We start from the raw sequence: 22,874 nt of genomic DNA, 5'->3' as shown, positions 1-22,874 counted from the left end.
CGGACGGGGCCGACGCCGGGCACAGTGGACGGGTGCTTGCGATCGTCTGCCCCGGACAGGGCGCCCAGACCCCCGGTTTCCTCGCCCCCTGGCTCGAGCTGCCCGCCTGCGCCGAGCGCCTCGGTGCGCTCGGCGAGGTCGCGGGCCTGGACCTGGTGGCCCACGGGACCACGTCGCCGATGGACACCATCAAGGACACCGCCGTCGCCCAGCCGCTGCTGGTGGCCGCCGGCCTGGTGACCTACGCCGCGCTCCTCGACGACGTGGGCACCGCTGCCGGCCCGGACCTGCTCGGCGGCCACTCGGTCGGCGAGGTGACGGCGGCCGCGGCCGCCGGGGTGCTCACCGACGAGGCCGCCATGGGGCTGGTCCGCGAGCGGGGTCTCGGGATGGCCCTGGCCGCGACCGCGACCCCGACCGGCATGAGCGCCGTGCTGGGCGGTGACCCGGCGCAGGTGCTCGAGGCGATCGAGCGGCACGGCCTGACGCCGGCGAACGTCAACGGCGCCGGGCAGACCGTCGCCGCGGGCACCCTCGACCAGCTGCGCGCCCTGCAGGAGCAGCCGCCCGCCAGGGCGCGGGTGGTCCCGCTGCCGGTCGCCGGAGCCTTCCACACCGAGCACATGGCCCCCGCCCTCGCGCGACTCGACGACGTCGCGGCGACGCTCACGCCGCGCGACGCCGCCGTCCCCCTCGTCTCCAACCGGGACGGTGAGGTCCTCGTCGACGGCGGCGAGGTGGTGCGCCGGATCGTCACCCAGGTCGTCAGCCCGGTCCGCTGGGACCTATGCATGCGGTCCCTGCTCGACCGCGGGGTCACCGCCCTGATCGAGGTCTGCCCGGGTGGCACCCTCACGGGGCTGGCCAAGCGCGCCATGCGCGGCGTCGAGCTGTGCGCCCTGCGCACCCCCGAGGACCTCCAGGCCGCCCGCCGTCTGCTCACCGAGCACGCCGGCGCCCCAGCGCAGGTCGTGGCATGAGCCGCCCCACCCTGCGGGAGCGCACCGGTGCCCCGCACGCCCGGCTGTGGGGCCTCGGGAGCTACCGCCCCGAGCGGGTCGTCAGCAATGCCGAGGTCTGCGGGTGGATCGAGTCGAGCGACGAGTGGATCCGCTCGCGGTCGGGGGTCGTCGAGCGACGGTTCGCCCGGCCCGACGAGACCGTGATCGACATGTCCTGCGCCGCGGCCGAGGACGCCCTCGCCAAGGCCGGGGTGCGGCCCGACCAGCTGGGTGCCGTCCTGGTCGCCACGGTGACCCACCCCTTCCAGACGCCGAGCGCGGCCGCCGCCGTCGCCCACCGCATCGGGGCCGAGCCGGCCGCCGCCATGGACCTGTCCGCGGCGTGCGCCGGCTACTGCCACGGGATCTCGCTGGCCGCCGACATGATCCGGTCCGGGTCCGCCGAGTTCGTGCTCGTGATCGGCGTCGAGAAGCTCTCGGACTTCCTGGACCTCCACGACCGCGGGACGGCCTTCATCTTCGGCGACGGCGCGGGCGCCGCGGTCGTCGGGCCCTCGGACCTGCCCGGCATCGGACCGGTGGCCTGGGGCTCCCAGGGCGGGTCCTGGGACGTCATCCGCAACAGGTACTCCTGGACCGAGTTGCGCGAGCACGCCCGGCTCGGGGCCATCGACGAGCAGCACCCCGCCGATGCCATGCCCTGGTCCTATCTGACGATGGCCGGGCAGAGCGTGTTCCGGTGGGCGGTCTACGCCATGGCCCCCGTATGCCGAGAAGCCTTGGCGGCCGCCGGGATCCAGGCCGGTGACCTGGACGCCTTCGTCCCGCACCAGGCGAACCTGCGCATCGTCGACGCCCTGGTCAAGCAGCTGAGGCTGCCGGAGCACGTCCCCGTGGCCGACGACATCCGCCACCAGGGCAACACCAGCTCGGCATCGGTGCCCCTGGCCATGGACCGGATGCTCACCGACGGCACGGCGCCTCACGGCGGGCTGGCCCTGCAGATCGGCTTCGGCGCCGGTCTGGTCTACGCCGCCCAGGTGGTCGTCCTGCCCTGACCCTGCAGACCGGCACGGGCCCAGCCCGCTGGACCGGCGCCGGCGCCGACATACCCCCGCTGCCCGACGGGATCCCTCGGGCTGACCCGCACCACCCACCCCGCTCCCCGGAGCGCGCACCTGAAGGAGCCAGACATGGCGAACGAGAACGAGATCCGCGAGGGCCTGGCCGAGATCGTCAACGAGGAGACGGGCATCGACGCCGGCGAGGTCCAGATGGACAAGTCCTTCACCGAGGACCTGGACATCGACTCCCTGTCGATGATGACGATCGTCGTGCAGGCCGAGGAGCGCTTCGGCGTCCGCATCCCCGACGACGAGGTCAAGAACCTCAAGACCGTCCGCGACGCCGTCACCTTCATCGCCGGCGCTCAGGGCTGAGCACCGCACCCGGCGGGGTGGAGGGGTCGTCGTGGCCTCTCCACCCCGCGCTCGCCCACCCAGCCACTGTCACGAGGAGTCACAGATGACCACCCCCAACCCCCGCCGCGTCGTCATCACCGGCCTCGGCGCCACGACCCCCCTGGGCGGCACCGTCGCCGACACCTGGGAGGCGGTCCTCGCGGGACGCTCGGGCGCCCGCACCATGCCCTTCGACTGGGTGGAGAAGTACGACCTGCCGGTGCGCTTCGCCGCGACGCTGGCCGTGCCGACCGCCGACGTGCTCACCAAGGTCGAGGTCAAGCGCCTGGACCCCTCCGCGCAGGCGGCCCTCGTCGCGGCCCGCGAGGCCTGGGCCGACGCCGGATCCCCCGAGGTCGAGCCGGAGCGCTTCGCGAGCGTCGTCGGCTCCGGCATCGGCGGGGTGTGGACCCTGCTCGACCAGTGGGACACCCTGCGCGAGAAGGGCCCCCGCCGGGTCTACCCGCTGTCGGTGCCGATGCTCATGCCCAACTCCCCCGCCGCGACGGTCTCCTTGGAGCTGGGGGCCCGGCTGGGGGCGCACACCCCGGTCAGCGCCTGCGCCTCGGGAGCCGAGGCCATGGCCGTGGGGCTGGAGATGATCCGCTGGGGTCGGGCCGACGTCGTCGTCTGCGGCGGCACCGAGGCCGCCGTGCACCCGCTGCCCATCGCCGGCTTCGCCGCGATGCAGGCGCTGTCCACGCGCAACGACGACCCGGCCCGGGCGTCCCGGCCCTACGACAAGGGCCGCGACGGCTTCCTGCTCGCCGAGGGTGCGGGGCTGGTCGTGCTCGAGGCCGAGGAGCACGCCCGGGCGCGCGGCGCGCGGGTGCATGCCGAGCTGGCGGGCGCGGGCTGCTCCGCGGACGCCCACCACATCGCCGCACCGGAGCCGGAGGGCGCCGGCGCCTCGCGGGCGATGGTCGAGGCGGTCGCCTCCGCCGGGCTGACGGGCAGCGACCTGTGCCACGTCAACGCCCACGCCACCTCCACCCCGGTCGGTGACCTGGCGGAGTCGCGCGCCATCCGCCGTGCCTTCGCCGACGCCACGGACGGCATGTGCGTCTCGGCGACCAAGTCGATGACGGGTCACCTGCTCGGGGCCGCCGGTGCGCTCGAGGCCATCCTGACGGTCCTGTCGATCCGCGACCGCGTGGCCCCGGCCACCATCAACGTCGAGGACTTCGACGAGGCGGTCCGGCTGGACGTGGTCCGGGGCGAGCACCGCACCCTGCCGGCCGGGGACGTCGCGGCGCTCAACAACTCCTTCGGCTTCGGCGGCCACAACGTCGCGCTGGTGGTGCGGTCCGCCTGACCGCACGCGCAGGCCTGGTCCTTCCCCACCCGAGGAAGGACCAGGCCTGCGGCATACCTGGGGGGTCGGCGCCGGTGCACACCGCCGGCGCCGAGACCGCGATCAGCCCACCTTGTGCAGCCAGCGCACCGGAGCCCCCTCGCCACCCTCGCGATACTCCTCCAGCTCCCGGTCCCAAGGCTCGCCGAGCAGCTGGTCCATGATCTCGGCGAACACCCGAGGGTCGCCCTGGGCCTGGGCGACGGCATGCCGGAGCCGGTCCTCGTTGACCACCGTGTCGCCGCTCGCGGAGATCCACGTGTGGTGGAGGCCGAGCTCGGGGGTGTGCGACCACCGGGAGCCGTCGCAGCCGGGGCTGGGCTCCTCGGTGATCTCGTAGCGCAAGGACTCCCAGCCACGGAGCGCGCTCGCCAGAGCGGCGCCCGTGCCGGCGGGTCCGACCCAGTTGACCTCCGCGCGCATCAGGCGGCGCTCGGCGGGTTGGATCGTCCAGTCCAGCGAGACCGGGGTGCCGAGGACACCCTGGAGAGCCCACTCGACATGCGGGCATGACGCGGTCGAGGCGCTGTGGACGAACACAACACCTCTGGTGTGGGCGGCGACGTCGCCACCACGCTGCAGTGCGGCTGCACGAGACATCCGGGACCTCCTGTGTGCGAGGGACGTCTTCCCCAACGACCTCGACCAGGACCGGTCATGCAATCACTCTGCGTCGCCAACTATGCCGCATGGGGGGTGGTGTTGACCACCCCCGCGAGCGCGACACGCGGCGTCGTCACGAGCATTCCGCGCCGATCCGACTCAGGCGATGCCGAGCGGTGAACCCGGGGTGAATCCCGGGAAGATCGTCGCCAGCCCGTCCCGGTTGAGCAGTCGCGAGGAGATCAGCTCGGACAATACCTGGCGGTAGTCCGTGGTGATCGGCACGTCCCCCTGCACCAGGTTGGTGTCGGTCAGGGGCGGTATCGAGCCGTACACCTTCCCGCCGTTGATCCCCCCGCCGGCGACGAACATCACGTTGCCGTGGCCGTGGTCGACCCCTTGGTCCCCGTTCTCCCGGACGCGGCGACCGAACTCACTCATCGTCACCACGGTGGTGCGCTGCCACAGGTCCCCCAGCTCGGTGCGCAGCACGTCCAGCCCGCGGTCGAGGTCGTTGGCACGCCTCCAGATCCAGGCCTGCGCATCGGTGGCGACGCCGAGACCGCGGTGCATGTCCCAGTCGTCGTTGTCGATGCAGGCCACCTCGAGCCCGCGCCCGGACCGGGCCACCGACGCGATATCCCGCATCCCGTCGAAGAACGCCGAGGAGTACCCGTCCGCCGCCTTGGGACGGTTGGCGGCAGCGCTGCGCAGGTCCGACAGACGGGCCACCGAGCCGAGCGTGGCTGCTGCGGTCGCCGCGGCCTCCCCCCCGGCCCGGCGGTAGAACCCGTCGATGATCGAGGTGATGCGCGGCGCCGTGACCCCGTCGGTGCTGTAGGTCGGGTGCAGACCGAAGGACGCCAGCTGGGCGATGGCCGTGGTCTCGAAGTCGGGGCTCGACAAGGACATCGCCACCTGGCTGCCGCGGGTGATCGCCCTGACCGTCCCCTGCAGGCCCCCGGTCGTCGCCAGGTGGCGCCCGAGCCAGCCCGAGCGCATGTTGGCGGGGGCCGCCCACTCCATGGAGTGCATGTCCTCGAAGTGGGAGCGGGTGACGGCCGGGTTGCCCGCCCCGACCACGACGGCGAGCTGGCCGGCGTCGTACATCGCCTTGGCCCGGGGCATCGCCGGGTTGAGGCCGTATCGCCCGTCGAGCGCCAGGGCCGCCTCCGGCCTGATGCCGATGCCCGGGCGGTTGGCGAGGTACTGCGCGTCGGCCAGCGGCGGGACCAGGGACAGTCCGTCGGCGCCGCCGCGCAGGAAGACGACGACGAGCAGGTCGCGGGAGGTCGCCGTGGCGCCGAAGGCATAGCGAGGAGCCGTGGACTCGGCCAGCAGCGCACCGACACCGAGGGCGGCGCCCTGCAGCACCGAGCGGCGCCGCACCGAGCCGCGCCACCCGCACCGCTCGGCGATCTCGTCGGCGTCGGGCTCGGGGCGGACCCGGGCGACGTGGGCCGCGGCGGCCTGCGGACTCATCACCCGAGGCCCGTCCGGCGTCCGGACGACCAGGTGGTTGCGGGCCTCGTCATGGTGGTGCATCGGGGTGACGAGGTCCTCGTGCAGCAGCGGCGAGAAGGGGTCTGGGAGGGTCATGTCTGCTCCGGTAGGGCGAAGGGCGGGGCGCCGGGTCGGGGGGTGGGTGCGGCTCAGCGCAGGAAGGCGTACGGGCTGGCGAAGACGAGCCGGACCGCCTCGGGCAGCCACCAGCGGACGGCGTCGTCGCTGAGCGTGTCGGTGGGGGTGGCCGCTCGCGCCCCGTAGCTGCACAGCCACGAGGCGATGGGGGCGACGTCCTCCTCGCGCCAGGTGTAGCCCGTCAGGGCGGTGGCGATCCGACGGGCCGTGTCCAGGGCGCTGTCGCCGGCCTTGACCCCGAGGACCAGGTCCCAGCGGGGACGGGTGTCACCGCTGGTCTGGTCCACCTGGTTCGGGTACGTCGGCCCGTCGCCCCAGCCCCAGGCCAGGGCGTGGCTGAGGTTCCACGAGGCCAGGCTCGCGCCGGTGGTGCGCCAGGCAGCCGCGGTGTCCGGATAGCCGTCGACGCGGGGCCAGTCGCGGGGCGCGTGGCCCGCCTCGTACATCACCCAGAAGTAGCCGCTCATCGCCCAGGGGTTGGCGGTGATGGGCTCGGCGGGGGTGTAGCCGGTCGGCCTGCCGGCCCGGGCGAGGGTGGCGGCCAGCTCGCCGGGGCGGGTCCACTTGGCCCCGACGGAGGCCCAGAACTCCGCGTGGTTGAACAGTCGTCGCAGCACCGGGACGATCGCGGTGTCCGAGGCCAGGTAGGTCGAGGCCAGCGCCTGGACCAGCGCGTCCGAGGGGGTGTCCGAGACGAACCGCGTGGCGATCCGCCGAGCGATCCGGGTCGCGGTCGCCGGGTGCCGAGCCAGGTAGTCGGTGTAGGCGCGGACCAGCGCCGGGCCTCCCTCCGGCGTGGCGTTGGCGTGGCTGAACCCCATCACCCGCACCGGACCCACGTGGTGCGCCCAGGCGGCGTACGTGAGCGCGAAGGTGTTCCAGTCGATCGTCTGCCCGGTCAGGATCAAGGCCGACTGCCGCACGTCCGTCTCGGTGAAGCTCCCCACCCCGACGGAGTACAGCTCGAGGATCTCCCGGCCGAGGTTCTCGTTGGGGTTGTCCTTGGAGCTCACGTCGTTGTCCAGCAGGCGGAGCAGGGCCGGATGGGTCGCCGCGGCGTGCAGCAGGTCGGCGTAGCGGCCGAAGGCGTGCTGACGCAGCACCACCCGGTCGAACTCCAGCAGGAAGGCGTCCCCCTTGCTGCGATAGGGGACGTAGATCAGGTCCCCGAACATCTGGACGACGTTCTCCCACAGCACCTTCGTGCTCAACAGCTGCCTGACGGCGGTCGCGTGCGCCATCACCGGGGCGCCTCGGAAGATCTGGTTACCGGTCTGGCCCGCCAGCTGGAGGGTCGTGAGCGGCAGCCAGGGGAAGTGCTGCGAGGCGAGCTGGTCCCAGACGGGGTCGGCGAGCGTGGTCGGGGCGAGCTGCTGATCCAGCCAGGTGCGGGTGCCGAGCCGCTGGATGTCCGCCGCGATCGCGGCGGTGGGGGCGAGCGCGCACCGCCGAGCCAGGTGCCAGGCCGCCGTGGTGCGCAGCGGCAGCGACGCCGCGTGGACGGATGTGGCGACCGCGGGCACGGTGTGGGTCAGGCGGGCGCTGGGGGTGGCGGTGCGGGTCGTGCCCGCGGTGCGCGGAGCCGCCGTCACCGCGCCCGGGCGGGGCGGGGTGGGCACGGCAGGGTGCTGGGCGGTGACGGGCGCGAAGCGGGGTGCAGTCATGGGGCCAGACCTTCACTGTCGATTCAGTATCTCGACAGTGTGTGGTCAACCTTCGCCCGCTTCGAGGGGTCCCAGGACTGTTCAGGGGAACCTGGACCCGGATTCCATCGCCCAGCGTAACGACCTCTTGTGGGATCCCGTCCCAGGCCCGTTCCCCGGCGCGTGCGGACGTCCGACGAGGCTGCCCGGGGCCGTGGGCGGTAGGCTGACCCACCGGCGCCCCGGCGCCGCGGGACGGTAGCTCAGTCGGTCAGAGCAGCGGACTCATAATCCGTCGGTCCTGGGTTCAAGCCCCAGCCGTCCTACCGCTTCTCCGCTCAGGCGGCGCCCCGCCCCGCCGTCAGACGCGGGCGTGCCGCGCACGGAAGAACAGGTACACCCCGAAGGCGGCGAACCCGAGGGCCATCAGCACCGTCAGGAGCCGGCCGAAGAGCTGCTCCAGCACGAACCTGAAGGCGGCGTCCAGCCCGTTGGACTTGGCCACCGAGTTGTCGAGTGCCCCGAGCGCGAAGAGCAGGCCCACCACCATCAGCGCCGCCCCGCGGGTCGGGTAGCCGATCTGCCCGGCGCGCACCGCCACCGGGCCCGGGTCCTCGGCCAGGTCGCGCAGGAACGTCTTCCTGACCCCCTTGACGACGTGATACCCCCCGATCCCGACGATCGTCAAGCCGACCAGGGACACCAGGAACCGCCCGCCGAAGCCCGCCATCAGAGTCCGGGTCAGGTCCTGGGTCGTGCGGCCGCCCGAGGAGCCGTGCCCCCGCGCGAAGCCGAAGCAGGAGAACGCCAGGACGGCGAAGACCACGGCCTTGGCGGCGTCCTTGGCCCGGTCCTTCCACTCGGCATACACACCGGGGACCAGCACCTCGGTGAGCTGCCACAGCGCCAGGCCGGCAAAACCGACGACCCCGAGCCACAGGGCGATCAGGCCCGGGGCGGACGACGCGAGCGTGGCGAACGCGCCGGACTGGTCGGCCTGACCGGTGGGCCTGAGCATGGCGAGCTGCAGGCAGATCCAGGCGATCACCAGGTGGAGCAACCCGTTGACGGCATACCCGACCCGCGCCGCGAGCTCCAACGCCGGGTGGTCCCCCGCCTGCTGGGCGATCCCCTCGACCCGGTCCCCCAGATCACCGTCACCGGCCTCGACCCCGCGCGAACGTCCGTTGTCCATGCGGACATGATGCACGCTGTGGACGGCGCGCGGGGCAGGTCCCCTCGGACAGGCGGCCGCCGCTGCCCGGCGTGATCGCGGACGGCGGATACGGTAGGCACGGGAGCGAGGAGAACAGGCATGAGCAGCAGCGGGACGCACCGGCGGGCGACCATGCTCGCGGCACTGGGTGCGGTCGCGGCCCTGCTCGGCGGGTGCGCCCGGCCGGAGCCGTCGGTGGGCGTGTCCTACGACCGTCCCGGCCTGGGCGTCCGGGCGACCTACGACCTGTCCGGTTTCGACTACGTCCTGGCCCGCGACCTCGCGGCCCGCCTCGGGCACCCCGGCCCCAAGGACCTGGCCTACGTCGCGGTGCCGGAGCGACGGGTGACCCCGCAGTCACCGGACCTGCCGTACGACGTCCTCGTCGCGGCCTATCCCGTCACCCCCGCCCTGCGCGCCCGCACCGACCTGGTAGGTCCCTACCTGCGCGGGCGCCAGGAGGTCGCGGTGCGCGCGTCCGACCAGGACACCACCACCGCGGCCTCGCTCTCGGGGCGTACGGTCTGCGCCGTCCTCGGCAGCGAGCTGGGCCGCACCTCCCCGCGGACCTTCCCCGGGGCGCACATCACCTACCGCGAGACGGTCTCCACGTGCCTCACCGAGCTGCGCCACGGCCAGGTCGACGCGGTCACCGACGAGGGCCTGGCCCTGCGCGGCTACGTCGCCAACGCCCCGTTCCGGGGCTCCGTCAAGGTCGTCGACCTGCGGCTGCCCTCGATCGACTACTACATCGCCGTGTCCCGGCGGATCCCCGGCCTGTGCGGCTCGATCCGGGACGCGCTGCAGTCCGCGGTGCGGGACGGGAGCTGGTCCCGGGTGTATGCCGAGCAGCTGGTGCGCACCGGCGTCGTCGGGAGCGTCCCCGCACCACCCGCGACGATCACCGGCTGCGACGGCTGATCCGGCCGACGCCGCACCAGGCCGAGCACGGGGACGCGCCGAGGTGTGCTGCCGAGGCGGGCCAGGTGCTGGTGCCGGGCTCCTTCCCATCACGCGAAAAGGTCCTGACCTTGCTGGTCAGGACCTTGCTGCTCCCCCGATTGGACTCGAACCAATAACCTGCCGGTTAACAGCCGGCTGCTCTGCCAATTGAGCTACAGGGGAATGCGCCGCGTCCGGCGCGAATGAGACTGTAGCAGCATCGGCGCCGCGACACCGAATCCACCGTCACCCCGGCGTCGCCCGCCGTTCACGCCTCGGGCAGACCGCCCGGCTGCGGCGGGAGGCCCACGGCGTCGCACAGCTGCCCGGTCATCCGCTCCCGCGCCGCCCGGACGGCCGGGTCGTCGGGCCGGGCTCCCCCGGCATACAGGGTCTGGACCAGCAGCTCGCGGGTGGCCAGGTCCTGGCGGATCACCACGCGCACCCGTCCCCCGCCCACGGTCGTGTCGTCGTGCGCCACCACGCTCGCCTGCACCCGCTCGCGCAAGGCCTGCAGCGCCCGCGCGTCCGGCTCGGCGACGGGCAGGCGCCAGGGATCGTCCCCGTCGACCCAGGACACCCGCAGGGCCGAGTCGTCGCGGGACCACCCGGCGCCGTCGACCAGGTGCCAGGGGCGCAGCACCGCGGTCCCGGCATCGGGCAGCAGCGCCAGGTGCCAGGTGGTGACCAGCAGCCGGGACTGCAGCGCCGGCAGGGCCAGCTCGCTCAGCAGGTCGTCACCCCGGCGCAGGTCGAGGCGCTCGCGGTCGTCGGACGTCAGGGTGGGACGGGTGCGGCGCAGCAGCGGGCGCATCAGCTCAGCTCCGATCGGAGGGCCGCGAGCTCGCGCTGCAGGCCCTGCAGACGTATGCCGAGGGCGCGTGCCTCCTCGGCCTGGGTGGGGTCCATCCGCTGCAGCGCGCTGATGGCGTCGGCGATCCGGCGGCGCAGGCTGACCTCGCGGACCCGCAGGATCAGCTCGTCGGCATACCTCCTGGAGGGGGCACCGGTCTGCGGGTCCAGGCGGCTCGGGATGGGCGCGACGGCGAGCTCGGTCACCAGCGGGCGCACCTGCTCGTCGACGTGCTCGGCGACGGCGGAGGTCCAGGCCTGGCCGGAGCCGGCGGCAGCGGTCGCCAGACCGCCGGCGGCCTTGAGGCCGGCGACGACCAGCTGGTAGGCGGGCGCCACCATCGCCTCCGGCTCGAGCGCGTCGACGGCGGCGGCGTCGAACAGGCCGGGGTGCTGCAGCAGGCACTGCAGCAGCTGCTGCTCGGCCGCGACGACCGGGTCGCGCAGGTCCGGCGGCGGCACGGCGGTGTCGCTCGGCCCGGTGGGGTCCTGAGGTTCGCGGCGGGTGGGCTCGGCGGGCACCTGGGCGGCGGCCGTCCCTGCGATCGACACCTCGTGGGCGACCTGCTCGACGGGCAGCCCGATCCAGCCGGCGACGGTGCGGATGTACTCCGGGCGCAGGCCCTGGTCCCGGATGCTCGCGATGATCGGGGCCGCGGTGCGGGTCGCCATGACCCGACCCTCGGCGGTGCCGAGGTCGAAGCGGGCGATGGTCGTCCGCACCGCGAACTCGAACATCGGCACCGCGTCCTCGACCAGGTGGCGCACCGCCTCGTCGCCCCCGGACTGACGCAGCTCGTTGGGGTCCTGCCCCGCGTCGGCGACGGCCACGAAGGACTGGGAGGCCCACCGCTGGTCCTCGCCGAAGGCTCGCATGGCGGCCTTCTGGCCGGCGGCGTCCCCGTCGAAGGTGAAGATCACCTTGGCCGGCGACTGTCCGGCCTCGTCGCGCAGGATCCGGCGCAGCGTCTTGATGTGGTCGACGCCGAAGGACGTCCCGCAGGTCGCGACGGCGGTCTGGATGCCCGCCAGGTGGCAGGCCATCACGTCGGTGTAGCCCTCGACCACGACGGCCTGCCGGTCCCGCGCCATCGCCCGCTTGGCGAGGTCGAGACCGTAGAGCACCTGGGTCTTCTTGTAGATCGGGGTCTCCGCGGTGTTGAGGTACTTCGCCTCGATCCGGTCGTCGTCGAAGATCCGGCGGGCCCCGAAGCCCACGGTGTCCCCGGTGACGTCCCGGATCGGCCACACCACGCGCCCGCGGAAGCGGTCGTAGGGGCCCCGGCGGCCCTCGACCGCGAGCCCGGAGGTGACGATCTCCTCGTCGGTGAAGCCCTTGGACCGCAGGTGGCCGACCACCGCCTCCCCCGCGCGCGGCGCGTAGCCCACGCCGAAGATCCCGCAGTCCTTGCTCCCGAACCCCTTGGCCCGCAGGAAGTCCCGTCCCGGGCGAGCCTCGGGCAAGGAGAGCAGGGCCTCGGCATACAGCTCGGCCGCGACGCGGTTGGCCTCGACGAGCCGCTGGCGCCTGCCCGCCGGCTCACGCTGGGGAGCCTGCCCGTCCTCGTAGCGCAGCTGCACCCCCACCTGCCCGGCCAGCCGCTCGACCGCCTCGACGAAGGTCAGGTGGTCGACCTCCTGCACGAACCTGATGACGTCGCCGCCGACGCCGCAGCCGAAGCAGTGGTAGGCCCCTACCCCGGGGCGCACGGTGAACGACGGGGTCTTCTCGTCGTGGAAGGGGCACAGTCCCTTGAGCGAGCCCGGGCCGGCGCTGCGCAGCGAGACGTGCTCGCGCACCACGTCCTCGATCGAGGCTCGCTCCTTGACCAGCGCGACGTCCTCGGCCTTGATCAGCGCCACCGGCACCTCCCCTCGTCGCGGCCGAGTCTAGGACGTGTGCCGGGAAGGTCCCGCCCGCCGCACCGCCCGCCCCTGCCCGGCGCCGACCGACGCCCGGACCATGGCACGCTCAGCACCACGCCGCGTGCAGCGCCACCGCCCGGGCGTCGGTGAGGGAGGCGACCTGGTCCACCACGACGCGCAGCCGCTCCCCGTCGTCCCGGGCCGCGAGGTGGTCGGCCCACAGCTCCCGGTCGAGGCGCCCCTCGGGGTCCTGCTGGTAGGCCCGGACCAGCCCGTGCACGATCTCGCGCTCCTCGGCCATCAGGTCCACGCGGGCCCGGGTCGCCATCACGAAGTGAGCCGCCACCGCCTTGAGCACCGCGACCTCGGCGCGCACGTCCTCGGGGACCACCAGGCTCGCGGCGTAGCGCGTCAGCAGGCCGTCGCCGTAGCGCTGCCGGGTCGCCCGCTCGGCGGCTCCGGCGAAACGACCGACCAGGCGGGAGGTGAGGTCCTTGAGCCGGGCGAGGTCGCGCCGCGAGCCGCCGTCGAAGCTCGCGGGCACCAGGTGCGGCGTGACCAGCCGCCAGTAGGCCGACTCCAGCACGCCCGTCCTCAGGTCGGGGGCGTAGCGCTCGCGGGCGATCGGCAGCACCTGTCCCACGGCCTCCCCGGTGTGCAGCTCACGCACGTCCAGACCGCCCGACGCGATCGCGTCCTCCACGTCGTGGACGGAGTAGGCCACGTCGTCGGCCCAGTCCATCGTCTGCGCCTCCAGACAGCGACGGCCCGCGGGCGCGCCCTCGCGCACCCAGGCGAAGGCGTCCAGGTCGTCGGCGTAGACCCCGAACTTGCGGGTGGTAGCGGGATCGCCGCCGCGTGCCCAGGGATACTTCGTGGCCGCGTCCAGGCTGGCCCGGGTGAGGTTGAGGCCCGCCGACCGCTCGGTCCCGGGGTGGAAACGCTTGGCCTCCAGGCGCACCAGGAGTCGGAAGGTCTGGGCGTTGCCCTCGAAGCCCCCGACGTCCGCGGCGATCTCGTCGAGCGCGCTCTCGCCGTTGTGCCCGAAGGGTGGGTGCCCGAGGTCGTGCGCCAGGCAGGCGGTGTCGACCACGTCGGCGTTGCAGCCCAGCGCTCCGCCGAGCTCGCGCCCGATCTGGGCGACCTCCAGGGAGTGGGTCAGCCGGTTGCGCACGAAGTCGCTGCTGCCCGGCCGCACCACCTGGGTCTTGGCGGACAGCCGCCGCAGCGAGGCCGAGTGCACGAGCCGGGCCCGGTCGCGCGCGAAGTCGTCGCGGTCCCCGGACTTCTGGGCCGGGTCCTCGCGGACCCACCGGTGCCGGTCGCGGTCGGCATACCCGTCGCTGATCATCCCTGGCCCCTCGTCGCGCTCACGGTGCCTCTCCCCTCGTCTCGTGCGGACCCTAGCCAGGGGCTCTGACAGACCCCCTGGCTAGGGTGGAGCCATGACCGAGCCGGCTCACCCCCCGCTGATCACCGCCCCCGAGCTCGACCAGGCGCTGCACGCCCCCGAGGGCCACCGCCCCGTGGTGCTGGACGTGCGCTACCAGCTGGGCCGCACGGACGGACCCGAGCAGTTCCGCGCGGGCCACGTCCCCGGCGCGGCCTACCTCTGCCTGGACGACGTGCTCGCCGACCCGCACGTGCCCGGCGTGACCGGGCGCCACCCGCTGCCGAGCCGCGACCGGTTGCAGGCCGGCCTGCGCGCCGCCGGCGTCCGCGCCGACGCAACGGTCGTGGTCTACGACGACTGGCGCTCCATCGCCGCCGCGCGCGCCTGGTGGCTGCTGCGGCACGCGGGCCACCCCGCGGTGAGCGTCCTCGACGGCGGCTGGCGGGCCTGGCAGGACGCCGGGCTGCCCGTCGAGACCGGTGAGGTGACCCCGGAGCCGGGCGACGTCACGGTCGGCGAGCCGGCGCTGACCGTCGTCGACGCCGAGGGCGCGCGGCGGTATGCCGAGAGCGCGACCCTGCTGGACGCGCGCCCGGCCAACCGCTTCCGGGGCGAGGACGAGACCGTCGACCCCGTCGCGGGCCACGTCCCGGGCGCGCTGTCGCTGCCCGCGCTGGAGCTCGTCGACGAGGACGGCCGGTTCCTGCCGCGCGAGGAGCTGCTCGCGGCCTTCCACCGGCGCGACGTCCACGAGGGCGGCACCACCGCGGTCTACTGCGGGTCCGGGGTCCAGGCCTGCCACGTGGCGCTGGCCGCGGCCGCGGTGGGCATCTCGGACGATCTCGCGGTGTATGCCGGTTCGTGGTCGGACTACATCACCGACCCGAGCCGCCCGGTGGCGACCGGCGCGTGATCCCGGCGAGCCGCGGTCGGCTCGACGTCAGCGGGGGCTGCCCCGTGGTCTCAGCCCCCGCTGACGTCGAGCTCGGCCTCGGCGACCAGGCGCTGCTGCTGCTCGTCCAGCTCCGGCGAGTCCAGCCACCCGTCCGGCAGGGCGACCCGCCTGGGTGATCCCGCCCGCCCGCGCGGTCCCTCGGCGGCCGCGCCCGGCCAGGGTTGGATGGCATCCAGGGTGGCGACGAGCTCGTCGAGCGCGGCCAGGGAGTCGACCAGGGCGAGCCGGTGGCGCACGTCGTGCCCGGCGGGGAAACCCTTGAGGTACCACGCGACGTGCTTGCGGATGTCGCGGCAGGCCTTGCCCTCGTCGCCGTAGAACTCCGCCAGATAGCTCGCGTGCCGCCGCATCGTCACCCCCACCTCGCCGAGGGTCGGCGTCGCGCGATAGGTCACGCCCGCGAAGGCCGCCGCGAGGTCGGCGAACAGCCACGGCCGCCCCAGGCAGCCCCGGCCGACGACCACGCCGTCGCAGCCGGTCTCGCGGACCATCCGCACGGCGTCCTCGGCCGACCAGATGTCGCCGTTGCCGAGGACCGGGATGGTGGTGACGTGCTCCTTGAGCCGGGCGATGGTGGACCAGTCGGCCTGGCCGGAGTAGTGCTGGTCGGCGGTGCGGCCGTGCAGCGCGACGGCGGCGGCGCCCTCCTGCTCGGCGATCCGGCCGGCGGCCAGGTAGGTCGTGTGGTCCGCGTCGATGCCCACCCGCATCTTGACGGTGACCGGGATGTCGTGCGGCGCGGCCTCGCGCACCGCGGCGCGCACGATCGCCCGGAACCACTCGGACTTCCAGGGCAGCGCCGCGCCGCCGCCCTTGCGGGTGACCTTGGGCACCGGGCAGCCGAAGTTCATGTCGATGTGGTCGGCGCGGTCCTCGGTGGCGATGATCCGGGCGGCCTGGCCGACGGTGACCGGGTCGACGCCATACAGCTGGATCGCCCGCGGGGCCTCCCCCTCGTCCATCTCGATGAGCTTCATCGTCAGCGGGACGCGCTCGACGAGCGCGCGGGTGGTGATCATCTCCGAGACGAAGAGCTGGGTCGCGCCCGCGGCACCGGCGGCCGCGAGCCCGACGGCGCCGTGCTCGCGGCACAGCCGGCGGAAGGCGCGGTTGGTGATCCCGGCCATGGGGGCCAGGACGACGGGCGACTCGTAGGCGTGACGGCCGATCTGCAGCGGCGGGAGGACAGCGCTCATAGGCCGTCCATCATCTCAGGTGCTCAGGGGGTCGCAGGCGCGGTATGCCGAGGGCACGACGCACGGCCCCGGCGGTCCACGCGCCAAGCAGGGCGCCGACGACCACGTCGCTCGGGTGGTGCATCCCGCGGTAGACGCGGCTGACGCCGACCAAGACGGGCAGGCCACACCGGACGACGTGACCGAGCTCGCGGGAGCCGGGCACGTCGCGGCGGGCGAGGGCGTGGGCGACGGTCAGGTGCATCGCCGTCGTGGCGCCCGTGTGCCCGGAGGGATAGCTTGGCGTCGGCGCCGGCCGGTCCAGCCAGGGCACGTCCGGCCGCGCCCGACCGACGACGTGCGCGGCCGCGACGAAGCAGGCGGTCTCCACGCCGATCGCCGCGAGCGGGGCCGCCGCCTCGCGCCAGGAACCCGTCTCGCGCCGCAGCCAGGCGCCGAACACGATCGCCATGGCGATGGTGCAGGGGGTGTCGGCGTAGGTCGAGGGGACCCAGGTGGCCCGGTCCAGGGCGGGCGTGCGGTGGGCGACGCACCAGCGGTTGAGGGCGTCCTCCTGCGGCCAGCCGCCGAGCGGTCCCTGGACGACCCGGCCGGAGGCGGCGATCACCGCGGTGACCGCCGCTCCGGGGAGCACGACGTGACGGACCCAGGGCTGCAGCGGCGCGAGGTTCACGCCCTGGACCCTAGCCCTGGCCGGCGTGCCCGGCCAGCAGCTGCTCGAAGGGCGTGACCGGCGCGAGCGTGACCCCCGAGGAGCGAGGTGCGGGTCGGTCCTGCTCGCGCTCGGCGAAGCCCGCGACCGAGCCGGACTCGGCGACCACGAGGGCGGCGAGCTCGGAGGCGGCCCGCCGGACCCGACGAGCCAGGTCGGCACCGGCGTCGCCACCGAAGTCCTCGGTCGCGACGAAGACCCCCCGTCGGCACCACGATCAGACCGTCCGCCGCGGAGACCGTCTCCCGGGCGGCGTCCAGGGCGGGCGTGGACATCCCGGTGGTCATCAGGCGGGCGAGGTCGACCGCCAGCTCGCGCACCTCGACGACCTGGACCTCGGCGGCCTCGCCGCGGGCGCTCACCTGCGCCTGCACGGCCGCGGCGAGCTGGTCGGCGAGCAGCCGGGTGGACGAGGGGGTGGACAGTCCTGCGGTGACGACGGCGGTCCTTCTCGTCATACGGTCTGCTCCTCCCGGGTGCGCGCGTTGACCACCTGGTGGTGGGGCGGCTGCGGGCCGGCCGCGACCAGGGACTCGTGGGTGGGCGGCTCGCTCGGGACGCGCGCGGGACGACGGCGGTCCATCTCGGCGCGCAGCACCGGCGCGACCTCCCGCCCGAGGATCTCGACCTGCTCGAGCACGACCTCCAGGGGCAGCCCGGCGTGGTCCATCAGGAAGAGCTGGCGCTGGTAGTGGCCGGCGTAGTCCACCGAGGCGAGGGTGCGCTCGATCACCTGCTCCGGGGTGCCGACGACCAGGGGCGTGGTGGCGGTGAACTCCTCCAGGGAGGGGCCGTGGCCGTAGACCGGCGCGACGTCGAAGTAGGGCCGGAACCTGCGCCGGGCCGCGGCCTCGGTCCCGGCCATGAAGGCCTGGCCGCCGAGCCCCACGATCGCCTGGTCGGCCGAGCCGTGGCCGTGGTGCTCGAAGCGCTGCCGGTAGAGCGCCACCATCTGGGCGGTGTGCTCCGGGTCCCAGAAGATGTGGTTGTGGAAGAAGCCGTCGCCGTAGTACGCCGTCTGCTCGGCGATCTCGGGGCTGCGGATCGACCCGTGCCAGACGAAGGGCGGGGTGCCGTCCAACGGGGCCGGCGTCGAGGTGTAGCCGTGCAGCGGGGTCCGGAACTTCCCCTGCCAGTCGACGACCGGCTCCCGCCACAGCCGCCGCAGCAGGTGATAGCTCTCGACCGCCAGCGGGATCCCCTGGCGGATGTCCTTGCCGGACCACGGGTAGACCGGGCCGGTGTTGCCACGCCCCGTCATCAGATCCACCCGCCCGCCGGCCAGGTGCTGCAGGAAGGCGCAGTCCTCGGCGATCTTCACCGGATCGTTGGTGGTGATCAACGTGGTCGAGGTGGACAGCCGCAGCCGCTCGGTGCGGGCGGCGATGAACGCCAGGTGGGTCGTCGGGCTGGACGGCACGAACGGCGGGTTGTGGTGCTCGCCCGTGGCGAAGACGTCCAGCCCCACCTCCTCGACCTTGAGCGCGATCTGCGTCATCGCGTCGCTGCGCTCGTGCTCGCTCGGGATGTGTCCGGTCAGCGGGTCACGGGTCACGTCGCCAACGGTGAAGATGCCGATCTGCACGGTGGCCTCCTGACTAGTTAATTGAATCTTCAACTAGTCTGGCGCGCGGGCACTCGGAGGCATTCCCCCCGTCAGGATCGACCCCACCCGGATGCCCGATCGGCCCGCCCCGCGGGTGCAGGACAGGCCGATCGAGAGGTGTGTCGTCAGCCGGCGCGCACGACCCGGACGCTCGCCGGCTGCACCCGGGGGGCGGGCACCTCGACCACGGGCGTCTGCAGTTCGTCCATGAGCCGCTGCGTGGCGAGGGCGATCTGGAGCACCGTCGCCTCGAAGACCTCGCGGTGCTCGGCCGGCGGACGCGCGGCCCCGCTGACCACCCGCACGTACTGCAACGCTGCAGCACGGGCCTCGGGCGACGTGGAGTCGAGCTCCGCGTCGTGGAGGGCACGAAGTTGTCTGACCATGTGTCAAGACTGGCACAGGCATCACCACGAAAGGGTCGAATCCCACGAAAAAGTGTCAATCCGCCGGAACCGCCCGACCGGGCGCGGCGTCTGAGGCTGACCGTCCGGGCGCGACGCCACCCTCCCGGTAGGCTCGCGGGGTGTCCGATAAGCCCCCTGTCCTGCGCCGGTCCGTCGAGCGGGCGAGCGCGCCCGTCGCCCACGCCCTGGCGGGCCTGCCCTCCTGGGTCACGACCCTGGCCTGGGTCACGCTCCTGGTGCTCGCCGCGGTCGTGGGCGGACCCGTCGGCTGGGTGCTCCTCGGCCTGGCGGTCGCCTTCGTGGCCTGGCTGCTGTTCCTCGCCTGGCCCTATGCGTCCTTGAACGCCAAGCTGATTCGCGTGGCGGTGCTGCTGGTCGGGGTGGCGGTCGTGGTGGTGCGGCTGCTCCCCCGCTGACCACCGCAGGGGCTCGACCAGGGACTTCGTGATCTCGACACGTGACCCCGGAGGGCGTGGTCGGACCACCCAGGTCTACCCTGGGGGGAACCGAGCGGCACTCAGTGAGGAGTTCCCCATGTCCTTGCCGGCGTTGGACAACGCGGTCATCGCGGCCTACTTCCTGGTGATGATCGGGATCGGCGTCTGGTCGATGCGGATGGCCAACACCCGCGAGGACTACCTCGTCGCCGGGCGGCGGCTCTCCTTCCCGATGTTCTTCGCGTGCATGGCGGCGATGGCCGTCGGCGGCGCCGTCACGGTGGGCGGCACGGGCAAGGGCTACAAGGACGGCATCGCCGGCATGTGGGTCGGCGGCTCGCTCGGGATGGGCCTGATCCTGCTCGGGATGCTCATCAGCTCCAAGCTCAACCGCCTGCGCGCCCTGTCCATCAACGAGGTCATCGAGCGCAACTACGGCCCCACCGCGCGGGTCTTCGGCGCGGTGCTCACGATCATCTACACCGTGGCCCTGTCCGTCGTGCAGGTGGTCGCCATGGGGTCGATCCTGGCGGGCGTCCTCGGCATCGACACCCGGCTGGCGATGGTGTGCGCCGGCCTGGTCGTGGTCTTCTACACCTTCCTGGGCGGGATGTGGTCGGTGACCATGACCGACATCGTCCAGTTCGTCATCAAGACCCTCGGCATCATGCTGATCGCTCCGTTCTTCGTCCTGTCCGACTCCCGCGTGGGCGGACTCGGGGGTCTGATCGACAAGGTGCCCGCCTCGCACTGGGACCTGGGGTCCTACGGCTTCACCGGCACGTTGTACTGGATCCTGCTGTACGTGCCCGGCCTGGTCATCGGGCAGGACATCTGGCAGCGCGTCTTCACCGCCCGCAACGAGCGGATCGCGCGCACCGGCACCCTGGCGGCGGGCATCTACTCGATCCTGTACTCCTTCGCCGCCGTCCTGCTCGGCATGGCCGTCCTCGCGGCCGGCATCAAGGTCAGCAAGCCCGGGCTCGTCTTCGAGACCGGCGTGGTGAGCTTCCTGCCGACCGGCATCGCCGGGCTGCTGCTCGCGGCCGCGATGGCGGCCGCCATGTCGGTCGCGTCCGGCACCATCCTGGCGGCCTCCACGGTGGTCTACAACGACCTCTTCCTGCGCTTCGTCCGCGGCCAGAAGCACGCCGAGGTCGAGGAGGCCACCGTCGACGCGCAGGGGCGAACCCACGCCGCCCACGACGTGTGGATCAACCGCGCGATCGCCCTCGGCATCGGCGTCGTCATCATCGCCCTGGCCGTGGTCATCGAGGACATCTTCAAGGCGCTGGACCTGTCCTACGGATTCCTGTCGGGGTGCGTGTTCATCCCGGTCTTCGCCGCCTTCGTCCTCAAGCGGGTGAGCCCGCGGGCCGGGCTGGTGAGCCTGGCGCTCAGCTTCCTCGCCGTGTCGGCCACCATGATCTACGGCGCGACCAGCGGTGACCCGGACTTCTCCATCGGCGGCAACTACCCGATCATGATGGGCATGGCGGTCGGCCTGGTCAGCTATGTCGTGGTCCATCACCTGGACCACGACAAGATCGTCCCCAACGTCGACCCCGACCTCGCCGACGTCGAGGAGCTGCCCGCATGAGCCAGCCCGACCCGCAGCGGCTGCTGTCCTCGCGCTACCGCGGGGCCGCGTCCACCCCGATGAGCTCGGCGGTGGACCTGGCGAGCCGCTACGACGACGTCATCTCGTTCAGCCTCGGCGACCCCGACCTGACCACGGACGCGGGAGTCATCGACGCGGCGGCCGCCGACGCCAAGGCCGGCCACACGCACTACACCGACACCTACGGCGATCCCGAGCTGCGCGCCGCGGTCCAGCAGATGTATGCCGAGGAGTACGGCCACGAGCGGCCCCTGTCGGACCTGATGATCACCACGAGCGCCTGCCACGGCATGTGGCTCGCCCTGGAGTCGATCCTCGACGACGGCGACGAGGTCGTCATCCACGAGCCCTACTTCACGCCGTACCCGCACCAGATCCGGCTGGCCCGCGGGGTGCCGGTCGCCCTGCCGACCTACGCGCACGAGGACTGGCAGATCGCGCCGGACCGGCTCGAGGCCCGGATCACCCCGCGGACCCGCGCCGTGATCCTCAACTCCCCCACCAACCCCACGGGCGCGGTCTTCACCCGGGCGACCCTCGAGGCGGTCGCGCAGATCGCCCGCCGGCACGACCTGGTGGTCATCGCCGACGACATCTACCCGTTGTACTCCTACGACGAGCCGCACCTGCCGATCGTGACCCTGCCCGGCATGGCCGAGCGGACGATCGTGCTCGGCTCGTTCAGCAAGGACTACGTGATGACCGGGTGGCGCATCGGGTATGCCATCGCCCCGCCCGACGTGGTCCGCACCATGAAGGACGTCAACGAGAACGCCGTCTTCACCGCCCCCGCCATCTCCCAGCGCGCCGCGCTGCACGCCCTGCGACGGCGGCACGAGATCCAGCCGCCGATCAAGGCGCTGTACGCCGAGCGGATGGCCTACGCGTGGGAGCGGGTCCAGGCCACCCCGCACATGTCGGCGGTGCGCCCCCGCGGGTCGATCTACCTGTGGGTCGACGTGTCCGCCACCGGACTGCCGTGCGCCGAGGTGACCGCGCGGATGTTCGAGGAGGCGCACGTGCTGACGATCCCGGGCACGGCCTTCGGCGACTCCTGCGAGGGCTACCTGCGGCTGGCGATGACCGTGCCGGTGGAGCGCTGCGCCGAGGCCTTCGACCGGATCGGGCGGATGAGCATCTTCGGTGGGACCGGCGTCTGAGCCCGTCGGCCGTCCTCGGCGGCCGTGCCGTCAGGCCAGGTGGGACCGGTCGGTCAGCACGAGGGGGCCGTCGGGGGTGATCGCCACCGTGTGCTCGGCATGGGCGGTGCGGCTGCCGTCCGCGCTGCGCAGGGTCCAGCCGTCCGGGTCCTTGACCAGCCGGTCGGTGGTCGCCATCAGCCAGGGCTCGATGGCGACGACCAGCCCGGGACGCAGCACCAGGCCCCGGCCCGCCCGCCCGTCGTTGGGGACGTGCGGCTCGCCGTGCATGGTGCGACCCACCCCGTGCCCGCCGAACTGGGTGTTGACGGCATACCCGGCCTCCCGCGCGACCTGGCCGATCGTCGCGGACAGGTCACCGATCCGGTTGCCCACCTCGGCGACGTCGATGGCGGCCGCGAGCGCCCGCTCGCAGGTCTCGATCAGCCGAAGGTCCTGCGGGGCGGCCTGCCCCACCACGAAGGAGACGGCGCTGTCGGCGACCCAGCCGTCGACCTGCACGGCCAGGTCGAGGGAGACGAGGTCGCCGTCGCGCAGCCGGTAACGGTGCGGAAGGCCGTGCAGGACGGCGTCGTTGACGCTGGTGCAGATGTAGTGCCCGAAGGGCGAGCCGCCGAAGCTCGGGTGGTAGTCGACGTAGCAGGAGACCCCACCCCTCGCCTCGACGAGCTCACGCACCCGCGCGTCGACGTCGAGCAGGTCGGTGCCGACCGTCACCTCCGAGCGCAGGGTGTGCAGCACCTGCGCGACGAAGGCGCCGGCCGGGCGCATGGCCTGCACCTCGGCAGGGGTCTTGTACTCGATCACCGACCCACCATGGCAGAGACGGAGCGCGATCGCTCGATCAC

The 22,874-nt window shown here is 73.2% G+C and carries 22 protein-coding genes and 2 tRNA genes; 10 read left to right on the top strand and 14 right to left on the bottom strand.

What is annotated here, in order from left to right:
• Positions 1–32 precede the first annotated feature (32 nt).
• The 4 genes from ACK2IS_RS07260 (at position 33) to ACK2IS_RS07245 (ending at position 3,737) form a co-directional block, all read left to right on the top strand.
• Positions 33–980: an ACP S-malonyltransferase gene (locus tag ACK2IS_RS07260; RefSeq protein ID WP_409485469.1), complete on the top strand. Its 948-nt coding sequence runs from the start codon at positions 33–35 to the stop codon at positions 978–980.
• Positions 977–2,020, top strand: a complete 1,044-nt coding sequence (locus ACK2IS_RS07255) for a beta-ketoacyl-ACP synthase III (RefSeq protein ID WP_409485468.1) — start codon at positions 977–979, stop codon at positions 2,018–2,020. The genes ACK2IS_RS07260 and ACK2IS_RS07255 overlap by 4 nt, the downstream gene beginning before the upstream one ends.
• Positions 2,021–2,155: 135 nt before the next feature.
• Positions 2,156–2,401, top strand: a complete 246-nt coding sequence (locus tag ACK2IS_RS07250; RefSeq protein ID WP_241451753.1) for an acyl carrier protein — start codon at positions 2,156–2,158, stop codon at positions 2,399–2,401.
• 85 nt (positions 2,402–2,486) lie between these two features.
• The gene (locus ACK2IS_RS07245; protein ID WP_409485467.1) at positions 2,487–3,737 is read left to right on the top strand and encodes a beta-ketoacyl-[acyl-carrier-protein] synthase family protein; all 1,251 of its coding nucleotides are present in this window, start codon (positions 2,487–2,489) and stop codon (positions 3,735–3,737) included.
• A gap of 102 nt (positions 3,738–3,839) precedes the next feature.
• Here the strand turns inward: ACK2IS_RS07245 and ACK2IS_RS07240 are convergent, their stop codons facing one another.
• The 3 genes from ACK2IS_RS07240 to ACK2IS_RS07230 form a co-directional block, all read right to left on the bottom strand.
• Positions 3,840–4,376 carry a DUF3145 domain-containing protein gene (locus tag ACK2IS_RS07240; protein ID WP_409485466.1) on the bottom strand — a complete coding sequence of 179 codons (537 nt, stop codon included), beginning with the start codon at positions 4,374–4,376 and terminating at the stop codon, positions 3,840–3,842.
• A 162-nt stretch (positions 4,377–4,538) separates the two neighbouring features.
• Positions 4,539–5,978, bottom strand: coding sequence for a DUF1501 domain-containing protein (locus ACK2IS_RS07235; protein ID WP_409485465.1), 1,440 nt, complete (start codon positions 5,976–5,978; stop codon positions 4,539–4,541).
• A 53-nt stretch (positions 5,979–6,031) separates the two neighbouring features.
• Positions 6,032–7,684 (bottom strand): DUF1800 family protein, encoded by a 1,653-nt coding sequence (locus ACK2IS_RS07230; RefSeq protein ID WP_409485464.1) that lies wholly within the window; start codon positions 7,682–7,684, stop codon positions 6,032–6,034.
• A 231-nt stretch (positions 7,685–7,915) separates the two neighbouring features.
• On the opposite strand from ACK2IS_RS07230, the gene ACK2IS_RS07225 reads away from it, so the two are divergent.
• A tRNA-Ile gene (locus ACK2IS_RS07225) sits at positions 7,916–7,989 on the top strand.
• A gap of 35 nt (positions 7,990–8,024) precedes the next feature.
• Here the strand turns inward: ACK2IS_RS07225 and ACK2IS_RS07220 are convergent.
• Complete coding sequence (locus tag ACK2IS_RS07220; protein WP_409485463.1) at positions 8,025–8,858, bottom strand: DUF1206 domain-containing protein; 834 nt, start codon at positions 8,856–8,858, stop codon at positions 8,025–8,027.
• Positions 8,859–8,978: 120 nt separating this feature from the next.
• Between ACK2IS_RS07220 and ACK2IS_RS07215 the strand changes: the two genes are divergently transcribed.
• Positions 8,979–9,800: a transporter substrate-binding domain-containing protein gene (locus ACK2IS_RS07215; RefSeq protein WP_409485462.1), complete on the top strand. Its 822-nt coding sequence runs from the start codon at positions 8,979–8,981 to the stop codon at positions 9,798–9,800.
• A 131-nt stretch (positions 9,801–9,931) separates the two neighbouring features.
• Here the strand turns inward: ACK2IS_RS07215 and ACK2IS_RS07210 are convergent.
• From ACK2IS_RS07210 to ACK2IS_RS07195, 4 genes are all read right to left on the bottom strand, one after another.
• A tRNA-Asn gene (locus ACK2IS_RS07210) sits at positions 9,932–10,004 on the bottom strand.
• 85 nt (positions 10,005–10,089) lie between these two features.
• Positions 10,090–10,635, bottom strand: coding sequence for a hypothetical protein (locus ACK2IS_RS07205; protein ID WP_409485461.1), 546 nt, complete (start codon positions 10,633–10,635; stop codon positions 10,090–10,092).
• Positions 10,635–12,536, bottom strand: coding sequence for a DNA primase (gene dnaG, locus ACK2IS_RS07200; protein WP_409485460.1), 1,902 nt, complete (start codon positions 12,534–12,536; stop codon positions 10,635–10,637). The genes ACK2IS_RS07205 and dnaG overlap by 1 nt, the downstream gene beginning before the upstream one ends.
• A 109-nt stretch (positions 12,537–12,645) precedes the next feature.
• On the bottom strand, positions 12,646–13,890 hold the full coding sequence (locus ACK2IS_RS07195; protein WP_409485459.1) for a deoxyguanosinetriphosphate triphosphohydrolase: 1,245 nt from the start codon (positions 13,888–13,890) through the stop codon (positions 12,646–12,648).
• A gap of 94 nt (positions 13,891–13,984) precedes the next feature.
• Here ACK2IS_RS07195 and ACK2IS_RS07190 point away from each other — a divergent pair, with 94 nt between their 5' ends.
• Positions 13,985–14,845: a sulfurtransferase gene (locus tag ACK2IS_RS07190; RefSeq protein WP_409485458.1), complete on the top strand. Its 861-nt coding sequence runs from the start codon at positions 13,985–13,987 to the stop codon at positions 14,843–14,845.
• 50 nt (positions 14,846–14,895) lie between these two features.
• Here the strand turns inward: ACK2IS_RS07190 and dusB are convergent, their stop codons facing one another.
• The 5 genes from dusB to ACK2IS_RS07165 form a co-directional block, all read right to left on the bottom strand.
• Entirely contained in the window at positions 14,896–16,083 is a 1,188-nt protein-coding gene (dusB, locus tag ACK2IS_RS07185) for a tRNA dihydrouridine synthase DusB (RefSeq protein ID WP_409485457.1), read from the bottom strand.
• 10 nt (positions 16,084–16,093) lie between these two features.
• Positions 16,094–16,756, bottom strand: coding sequence for a phosphatase PAP2 family protein (locus ACK2IS_RS07180; RefSeq protein ID WP_409485456.1), 663 nt, complete (start codon positions 16,754–16,756; stop codon positions 16,094–16,096).
• Between the two features lie 10 nt (positions 16,757–16,766).
• The gene (locus tag ACK2IS_RS07175; RefSeq protein WP_409485455.1) at positions 16,767–16,904 is read right to left on the bottom strand and encodes a hypothetical protein; all 138 of its coding nucleotides are present in this window, start codon (positions 16,902–16,904) and stop codon (positions 16,767–16,769) included.
• Positions 16,905–17,249: 345 nt separating this feature from the next.
• The gene (locus tag ACK2IS_RS07170) at positions 17,250–18,380 is read right to left on the bottom strand and encodes a CE1758 family FMN-dependent luciferase-like monooxygenase (protein WP_409485454.1); all 1,131 of its coding nucleotides are present in this window, start codon (positions 18,378–18,380) and stop codon (positions 17,250–17,252) included.
• Between the two features lie 146 nt (positions 18,381–18,526).
• Positions 18,527–18,787, bottom strand: a complete 261-nt coding sequence (locus tag ACK2IS_RS07165) for a DUF2277 family protein (RefSeq protein ID WP_409485453.1) — start codon at positions 18,785–18,787, stop codon at positions 18,527–18,529.
• Between the two features lie 140 nt (positions 18,788–18,927).
• Between ACK2IS_RS07165 and ACK2IS_RS07160 the strand changes: the two genes are divergently transcribed.
• The 3 genes from ACK2IS_RS07160 to ACK2IS_RS07150 all read left to right on the top strand — a co-directional run bounded on the left by ACK2IS_RS07160 (position 18,928) and on the right by ACK2IS_RS07150 (position 22,026).
• Positions 18,928–19,224, top strand: coding sequence for a DUF6703 family protein (locus ACK2IS_RS07160; RefSeq protein ID WP_409485452.1), 297 nt, complete (start codon positions 18,928–18,930; stop codon positions 19,222–19,224).
• A 118-nt stretch (positions 19,225–19,342) separates the two neighbouring features.
• Positions 19,343–20,845 carry a sodium:solute symporter family transporter gene (locus ACK2IS_RS07155; protein WP_409485451.1) on the top strand — a complete coding sequence of 501 codons (1,503 nt, stop codon included), beginning with the start codon at positions 19,343–19,345 and terminating at the stop codon, positions 20,843–20,845.
• On the top strand, positions 20,842–22,026 hold the full coding sequence (locus ACK2IS_RS07150) for an aminotransferase class I/II-fold pyridoxal phosphate-dependent enzyme (RefSeq protein ID WP_409485450.1): 1,185 nt from the start codon (positions 20,842–20,844) through the stop codon (positions 22,024–22,026). The genes ACK2IS_RS07155 and ACK2IS_RS07150 overlap by 4 nt, the downstream gene beginning before the upstream one ends.
• 30 nt (positions 22,027–22,056) lie before the next feature.
• On the opposite strand, the gene map is transcribed toward ACK2IS_RS07150, so the two are convergent.
• The gene (gene map, locus ACK2IS_RS07145) at positions 22,057–22,833 is read right to left on the bottom strand and encodes a type I methionyl aminopeptidase (protein ID WP_409485449.1); all 777 of its coding nucleotides are present in this window, start codon (positions 22,831–22,833) and stop codon (positions 22,057–22,059) included.
• Between the last annotated feature and the right edge of the window lie 41 nt (positions 22,834–22,874).

The organism is Arsenicicoccus dermatophilus (assembly GCF_046267915.1).
GTDB lineage: Bacteria > Actinomycetota > Actinomycetes > Actinomycetales > Dermatophilaceae > Arsenicicoccus > Arsenicicoccus dermatophilus_A.
The sequence above is the reverse complement of the archived record's forward strand: the minus strand, read 5'-3'. Positions and strand labels throughout refer to the sequence as shown.

Coding starts and splice junctions, on each gene's coding strand:
- ACK2IS_RS07215 (WP_409485462.1), top strand. CDS start 8,979: ATGAGCAGCAGCGGGACGCACCGGCGGGCGACCATGCTCGCGGCACTG.
- ACK2IS_RS07155 (WP_409485451.1), top strand. CDS start 19,343: ATGTCCTTGCCGGCGTTGGACAACGCGGTCATCGCGGCCTACTTCCTG.
- ACK2IS_RS07230 (WP_409485464.1), bottom strand. CDS start 7,684: ATGACTGCACCCCGCTTCGCGCCCGTCACCGCCCAGCACCCTGCCGTG.
- ACK2IS_RS07150 (WP_409485450.1), top strand. CDS start 20,842: ATGAGCCAGCCCGACCCGCAGCGGCTGCTGTCCTCGCGCTACCGCGGG.
- ACK2IS_RS07195 (WP_409485459.1), bottom strand. CDS start 13,890: ATGATCAGCGACGGGTATGCCGACCGCGACCGGCACCGGTGGGTCCGC.
- ACK2IS_RS07205 (WP_409485461.1), bottom strand. CDS start 10,635: ATGCGCCCGCTGCTGCGCCGCACCCGTCCCACCCTGACGTCCGACGAC.
- ACK2IS_RS07240 (WP_409485466.1), bottom strand. CDS start 4,376: ATGTCTCGTGCAGCCGCACTGCAGCGTGGTGGCGACGTCGCCGCCCAC.
- ACK2IS_RS07190 (WP_409485458.1), top strand. CDS start 13,985: ATGACCGAGCCGGCTCACCCCCCGCTGATCACCGCCCCCGAGCTCGAC.
- ACK2IS_RS07165 (WP_409485453.1), bottom strand. CDS start 18,787: ATGGTCAGACAACTTCGTGCCCTCCACGACGCGGAGCTCGACTCCACG.
- ACK2IS_RS07235 (WP_409485465.1), bottom strand. CDS start 5,978: ATGACCCTCCCAGACCCCTTCTCGCCGCTGCTGCACGAGGACCTCGTC.
- ACK2IS_RS07245 (WP_409485467.1), top strand. CDS start 2,487: ATGACCACCCCCAACCCCCGCCGCGTCGTCATCACCGGCCTCGGCGCC.
- ACK2IS_RS07220 (WP_409485463.1), bottom strand. CDS start 8,858: ATGGACAACGGACGTTCGCGCGGGGTCGAGGCCGGTGACGGTGATCTG.
- ACK2IS_RS07250 (WP_241451753.1), top strand. CDS start 2,156: ATGGCGAACGAGAACGAGATCCGCGAGGGCCTGGCCGAGATCGTCAAC.
- dusB (WP_409485457.1), bottom strand. CDS start 16,083: ATGAGCGCTGTCCTCCCGCCGCTGCAGATCGGCCGTCACGCCTACGAG.
- ACK2IS_RS07255 (WP_409485468.1), top strand. CDS start 977: ATGAGCCGCCCCACCCTGCGGGAGCGCACCGGTGCCCCGCACGCCCGG.